Source organism: Synechococcus sp. BA-120 BA3 (assembly GCF_034931285.1).
Taxonomy (GTDB): domain Bacteria; phylum Cyanobacteriota; class Cyanobacteriia; order PCC-6307; family Cyanobiaceae; genus Cyanobium.
Map to the genome: position 1 here is coordinate 1 of NZ_JAYGHZ010000348.1, position 5,839 is coordinate 5,839.

Annotated in this window: 7 protein-coding genes; 2 read left to right on the forward strand and 5 right to left on the reverse strand. The window is 69.5% G+C overall.

What is annotated here, in order from left to right:
• Positions 1-61 precede the first annotated feature (61 nt).
• The 4 genes from VB737_RS14360 to gloB all read right to left on the reverse strand — a co-directional run bounded on the left by VB737_RS14360 (position 62) and on the right by gloB (position 3,040).
• On the reverse strand, positions 62-1,309 hold the full coding sequence (locus tag VB737_RS14360; protein WP_500313953.1) for a SpoIIE family protein phosphatase: 1,248 nt from the start codon (positions 1,307-1,309) through the stop codon (positions 62-64).
• 6 nt (positions 1,310-1,315) lie between these two features.
• Positions 1,316-1,765 carry an ATP-binding protein gene (locus tag VB737_RS14365; RefSeq protein ID WP_500313955.1) on the reverse strand — a complete coding sequence of 150 codons (450 nt, stop codon included), beginning with the start codon at positions 1,763-1,765 and terminating at the stop codon, positions 1,316-1,318.
• 10 nt (positions 1,766-1,775) lie between these two features.
• Entirely contained in the window at positions 1,776-2,147 is a 372-nt protein-coding gene (locus tag VB737_RS14370; protein ID WP_500313957.1) for an STAS domain-containing protein, read from the reverse strand.
• Positions 2,148-2,281: 134 nt separating this feature from the next.
• A complete protein-coding gene (gene gloB, locus VB737_RS14375; RefSeq protein ID WP_500313958.1) occupies positions 2,282-3,040 on the reverse strand; it encodes a hydroxyacylglutathione hydrolase in 759 nt (252 codons plus the stop codon).
• Positions 3,041-3,069: 29 nt separating this feature from the next.
• Here gloB and hisG point away from each other — a divergent pair, with 29 nt between their 5' ends.
• Together hisG and VB737_RS14385 are read left to right on the forward strand one after the other, a co-directional pair.
• Positions 3,070-3,738, forward strand: a complete 669-nt coding sequence (gene hisG, locus VB737_RS14380; RefSeq protein WP_500313960.1) for an ATP phosphoribosyltransferase — start codon at positions 3,070-3,072, stop codon at positions 3,736-3,738.
• A complete protein-coding gene (locus tag VB737_RS14385) occupies positions 3,735-5,534 on the forward strand; it encodes an ABC transporter ATP-binding protein (protein WP_500313961.1) in 1,800 nt (599 codons plus the stop codon). The genes hisG and VB737_RS14385 overlap by 4 nt, the downstream gene beginning before the upstream one ends.
• On the opposite strand, the gene VB737_RS14390 is transcribed toward VB737_RS14385, so the two are convergent.
• On the reverse strand, positions 5,486-5,839 hold a 354-nt coding region (locus tag VB737_RS14390), incomplete at its 5' end, for an alpha/beta fold hydrolase (RefSeq protein WP_500313963.1). The two genes, VB737_RS14385 and VB737_RS14390, sit on opposite strands and share 49 nt — an antisense overlap.

Below are 5,839 nucleotides of genomic sequence, written 5' to 3' on the forward strand. Positions count from 1 at the left end.
CTGCTGTTTCCCGGCGGCCGACCGCTGGTGACGCTGCCGCCGGGCCGGAACGCCGGCAGCTTCAGCTCCCCTCCCTGAGGCCGGGACCGGGCCGGCGCCGCAGCAGCAGCAGGGTGCAGTCGTCCTCCAGGTGCTGGCTGCTGGTGAAGCCCCGCAGGCTCTGGCGCAGCTCCTGGATCAGGGCGTCGAGGGGGCCCTGACCCGCCTCGGCCAGCAGGCTCCGGCACCCCTGAACACCGAAGGGTTCTCCGTCGGTGTTCTCCGCTTCGGTGACACCGTCGGTGTACACCATCAGCAGGTCGCCAGGGTCAAGCGTGAGGGTCAGGCTCTGGTAGGGCCGGCCGGGGAACACCCCCAGCAGCGCCCCTCGGGGCATCGGGATCGGCCGGATCTCCCCATCCCGCTGCAGCAGGGGCGGACAGTGGCCGCCGTTGGAATAGGTGAACAGGCCGGAGCTCAGATCCAGGTAGCCACAGAACATGGTGACGAACAGGGCGGCCTCGTTGCCTTCGGCGAGGCTGTCATTGAGGCGGCGTAGCACCGCGTCCGGAGCTGTTTCAGTGTTCGCCAGGATCCTGAGCAGCCCCACCGAGCGCGCCATGAACAGCGCCGCGCCGAGGCCATGGCCGGACACATCCCCGATGCAGACGAACAGCCGCTGGCCGTCGACGAAGAAGGCATCGAAGAAGTCCCCCGCCACCGTGGTGGCCGGCTCCATCAGGGTGGCGATCTCGATGTCGGGATGCCCGGAGAACAGGTCGCCCTGGGGCGGCAGCATGTTCAGCTGCAGGTCCCTGGCCAGGTCCAGTTCCTTGCGCAGGTGGGACAGCTCCAGGGCTTCCCGCTGGGCCTCCAGCGTCAGTTGATTGGTGAGCCGGGTGCGTTCCACCAGGGAAATCATCATGTTGCGGGCCACCCCGGGCAGTAGCACCATGTGCGACCAGAACACCTGCTGCGGGATCCGCAGCACGGTCGCGCCATCCTCGGCCCGCACCAGGGCCGAGGCCGGCCGGCCATCAATGGCGGAAAACTCGCCGATGCAGTGTCCGATCGGAATCGTTATCCCCTTGCTGCGGTAGTTGTCAGCACCGAGGTGGACCGTGACCGTTCCGGCCAGGATGATGAAGATGTCCTCGTTGGTCTGCCCGGGTGTGAGCAGCACCTGGCCCGGTTGCAGCGGCAGAACCTGGCAGCGGTGAACCGCCGCCAGCAACACCTCCTCCTTCACATCACGGAAGAGGGGGATGTCCTGGAACGGGAGGGCACTGGTGGTCGAGGGGGCCAGGGAGGGTGGGGGCTCGACGCACATTCCCGATCAGGGGTCTTTTGGAAAGTAGATGCCGAGCTTAAGCACGTTCCTGTCGCCGGCTCTTCGGTAACTGCGTTCATCCATGAAACGGTTCACCAGCAGCAGCCCCAGCCCGCCGGGTTCGGCCTCCGCCAGGGAGCGGGGCAGGGGGCCGCGGCTGACGCTCAGGGGATCAAAGGCCGGGCCGGCATCGACGATGGTGAGGGTGGCCAGACCCCGATCGCCGCAGTCGGCCAGCTCCAGGGTCAGATCCACCGGGCAGGTGCAATGGGCTGCCCCGCCGTGGTCGATCAGATTGGCGAGCACCTCGTTGAGGCAGAGGTCGAGCTTGCCGGTGGGCCCGGGGGGGACGGCCTGGTTGCGGCAGTGTTCGGTGAGCCACTCGGAGCAGCGACGCAGCTCCTGGGGGCTGGGCTGCACCGAGAGGGTGGGGGCGTCAGGCTGGGGTGGCGCCATCGATCGAGCCTCAGGCCAGGGCGTCCCGTTCGGCCTGGGCCTCATCGGCGACCATCGCAATCACGTCGTCAATCCCGGTGGACTCGAGCGTGGCCTTGACCAGTTCGTTGGCGCCCAGCAGGATCACCATGCGGCCGCCTTTCTGATCCAGGGCGCGGGCACTGGAGATGATGCTGCGAATGCCGATGGAGGCCAGAAAGCTGACATCCCGGAGGTCGAGAATGACCGGCAATGGTTTGATGGCGGTCAGCGATGTGAGCTTCAGGGCAATCTCTTCCATGCCCAGCATGTCAAGACGCCCGGAAAGAACAACCTTGCGCAGCTTGATGGACCCATCGGACTCCAGGACATCGTCCGATCGGATCGAAGCCGTCTGCGTCATGACCGCTGGAACTTGACTCCGGTGACCTTACCTGGGTTGTGCCACGGTCTGACAAGACAGCCATTGACTTGTGTTGTGCAATACATTCCTGCCCAGAGGGCGCCATCCTTCTCTCCCAAAACCGGCCGCGTTCTTCATTCCGTCCAGTCATTCTTGCTGCGCCGCAGATCGGCCAGCTCACGCGGATCCGCCGCCCGCACGAACAGGTTGGTGCGGCGCTCCTCGCCGATGCTGCTGGGGATCGTGGGTTCCGCCTGGGCGCGGGTGAGCCGCACCGCGGCCAGCCGTTCGGCGATGGCCCCGTCCCCCGGCCGCTGGGCCGCCGCCCAGCGCAGGTTGGCCTCGGTGTACTCATGGGCGCACCACACCCGGGTCGTCTCCGGCAGGGCGGCCAGCCGCCGCAGGGAGCGGTGCATCTGCTCGGGGGTTCCCTCGAACAGCCGGCCGCAGCCAGCGGCGAACAGGGTGTCCCCGCAGAACAGATCCCCCTGCAGGGGCAGGTGGAAGGCGATGTGGGCGCGGGTGTGGCCCGGCACCGCCAGCACCTCCACCGGCTGGCCCAGCAGGGTGAAGTGATCGCCGTCCGCCACCCCCCGGGTCTGGAAGGGAATCCGCTCCCGGTCGTCGCGGGCCGCCACCACCTCGGCCCGGGGCCATTCCCGCAGCAGGGCAGGGGTGCCGCCGATGTGATCACTGTGGTGGTGGGTGTGCAGCACGGCCACCAGCTCCAGGTGCCTCTGCTTGAGCCAGGCGATCGCCGGCTCCGCCACCGCCGGATCCACCAGCGCCGCCCGCCGGCCGTCATGGAGGACGAACAGGTAGTTGTCCCGCAGCACGGGCAGCAGCGCCACCTGCAGTCCGGCTGCGACGGTGGCTTCGACGTGATCCGGCATCGTTACAGTCCAGATTGCTGCTGGCTTCCATGATCACCGCCAACCAGCGGTCCCCAATCACCGTCGCCCTGGCCAAGGGCGCCCTGCTGAAGGACTCCGTGCGCCGTTTCCAGGCGGCCGGCCTGGATTTCTCCGCCCTGCTGGAGGAGGACAACCGCCTGCTGATGGTGCCCAGCGCCTGCGGCACGGCCCGGGCCCTGCTGGTGCGCAACGCCGATGTGCCGGTCTATGTGGCCTATGGCCAGGCCCAGCTCGGGGTGGTGGGCTACGACGTGCTGCGCGAGCACCAGCTGCCCGTGGCCCAGCTGGTGGATCTGGGCTTCGGCGGCTGCCGCATGGCGGTGGCGGTGAAGGCCAGCAGCGGCTACCGGCGGGCCGCGGACCTGCCGGCCCACTGCCGGGTGGCCAGCAAGTTCACCCGCTGCGCCGAAGCCTTCTTCGAGCAGCTGGACCTGCCGGTGGAGCTGATCCACCTCACCGGGTCGGTGGAACTCGGGCCGATCACGGGGATGTCCGAGGCGATCGTCGATCTGGTGGCCACCGGCCGCACCCTGCGGGACAACGGGCTGGTGGCGATCGAGGATCTGTTCAGCAGCACGGCCCGTCTGATCGGCCACCCCCTGGCCCTGCGGCTCGATGGCGGCACGCTCCAGGGTCTGGTGGAGCGCGTCTCCGCTGCCCAGGTGCCAGCCCGATGAGCAGCCTCGACGGCCAGCGACTGCGGCGCCTGCTGCCCTATCTGGGCCGGGACAGGAAACGGCTGCTGCTGTCCCTGCTGCTGCTGATTCCCCTGGCCCTGGCGGCCTCGGTGCAGCCGCTGCTGGTGGGCCAGGTGATCTCCAAGCTCCGCGGCGAGGAGGTGCTGCCCTGGCTGACCCCCCTGCCTGTGCCGACGGCCCTGCGGGTGCTGGTGGCGATGCTGCTGGCGGCGGTGCTGCTGCGCCTCTCCCTCCAGGGCACCCAGACCTACAACGTGCAGGTGGTGGGCCAGCGCCTCACCGCGCGCATCCGCGACGACCTGTTCCGCCATGCGATGGCCCTTTCGCTGCGCTTCCACGACCGCACGCCGGTGGGCAAGCTGCTCACCCGCCTCACCAGCGACGTCGATGCCCTGGCCGAGGTGTTCGGCAGCGGCGCGGTGGGGGTGCTCTCCGATCTGGTCACCCTGCTGGTGATCGGCCTCACCATGCTCTCGATCGAGTGGCGCCTGGGGCTGCTGCTGCTCGTCAGCCAGGTGCCCGTCACCCTCGGTGTGCTCTGGCTGCAGGGCCGCTACCGCAAGGCCAACTACCGGGTGCGCGAGGAGCTGGGCCAGCTCAACGCCGACCTGCAGGAAAACCTCCAGGGCCTGGAGGTGGTGCAGATGTTCCGCCGCGAGGCCGTCAACGGCGCGCGCTTCTCCCGCACCACCGACGCCTACCGCCGGGCGGTGACCGGCACGATCTTCTACGACAGCGCCATCTCCGCCTTCATCGAGTGGGTGGCCCTGGCCGCCGTCGCGCTGGTGCTGGCCCTCGGCGGGGCCATGGTCACCGGCGGCGCCATGGGCCTGGGCACCCTCACCACCTTCATCCTCTTCTCCCAGCGGGTGTTCGACCCCCTGCGCCAGCTGGCGGAGCGCTTCACCCAGATCCAGGGGGGGCTCACGGCGGTGGAGCGCATCGGCGAGCTGTTGGAGCAGCCGATCGAAATCGCCGATCTGCCCAGCAGCCAGCGCAGCGCCGCCGCCATGGTGTCGGGGGCGGAACGGTTCAGCCCCGGCGAGGTGGAGTTCGAGAACGTCTCCTTCGCCTACCGCCCCGACGACCCGATCCTCACCGACCTCTCCTTCCGCATCGCCCCCGGCGAGCACGTGGCGATCGTGGGCCCCACCGGATCCGGCAAGACCACGGTGATCCGTCTCCTCTGCCGGCTCTACGAACCCCAGCAGGGAACCATCCGCCTCGACGGCGTCGATATCCGCGAGCTGCCGATCGCCACCCTGCGCCGCCGCCTGGGGGTGGTGCTGCAGGACACGTTCCTGTTCAGCGGCAACGTGGCGGAGAACCTGCGCCTCGATGCGGCGATCAGCGATGCCGATCTGGAGCGCCTCTGCGGCGACCTCGGCCTCGGCCCCCTGCTGGCCCGACTGGGGGATGGGCTGGCCTCCGAGCTACGCGAACGGGGCGGCAACCTCTCCTCCGGGGAGCGCCAGCTGCTGGCGGTGGCGCGGGTGGCGATCCGCGATCCCTCCGTGCTGGTGATGGATGAGGCCACGGCCTTCATGGATCCCTCCACCGAGGCCACCCTCCAGCGGGACCTGGACACCCTGCTCAGCGGCCGCACCGCCATCGTCATCGCCCACCGCCTGGCCACCGTCGAGGCCGCCGACCGGATCCTGGTGCTGCGCCGCGGCCGCCTGATCGAGGAGGGCAATCATCGTGAGCTGCGGGCCGTCGGCGGGCTTTACGCGCAGCTGGCGGAGCTGCAGGAGAAGGGACTGGCCACGCTCTGAGGCCCGGGCGGCTGGGCGGTCAGGGCCAGATCGTCCGCCAGCCAGGCATCAATCAGGGCCGCCAGCTCCCGGGGGCTCTCGAGCATCGGCAGGTGGCCCACCCCGGGGAGGATCGCCAGCTGGTGGTCGGGGCTGTAGCCGGCCAGATGGCGCACGTAGCGGGGCTCCATCACCTGGTCGCGGCTGCCGGCGATCCAGAGACTGGGCACCTTGAGGGCGGCCGCCAGCCTCGGCAGCTGATGCACGGCGCCCCGGTTGGTGCTGCAGGCCAGCAGCCCCCGGGCGGCGCGGCCGTCGGCCAGCAG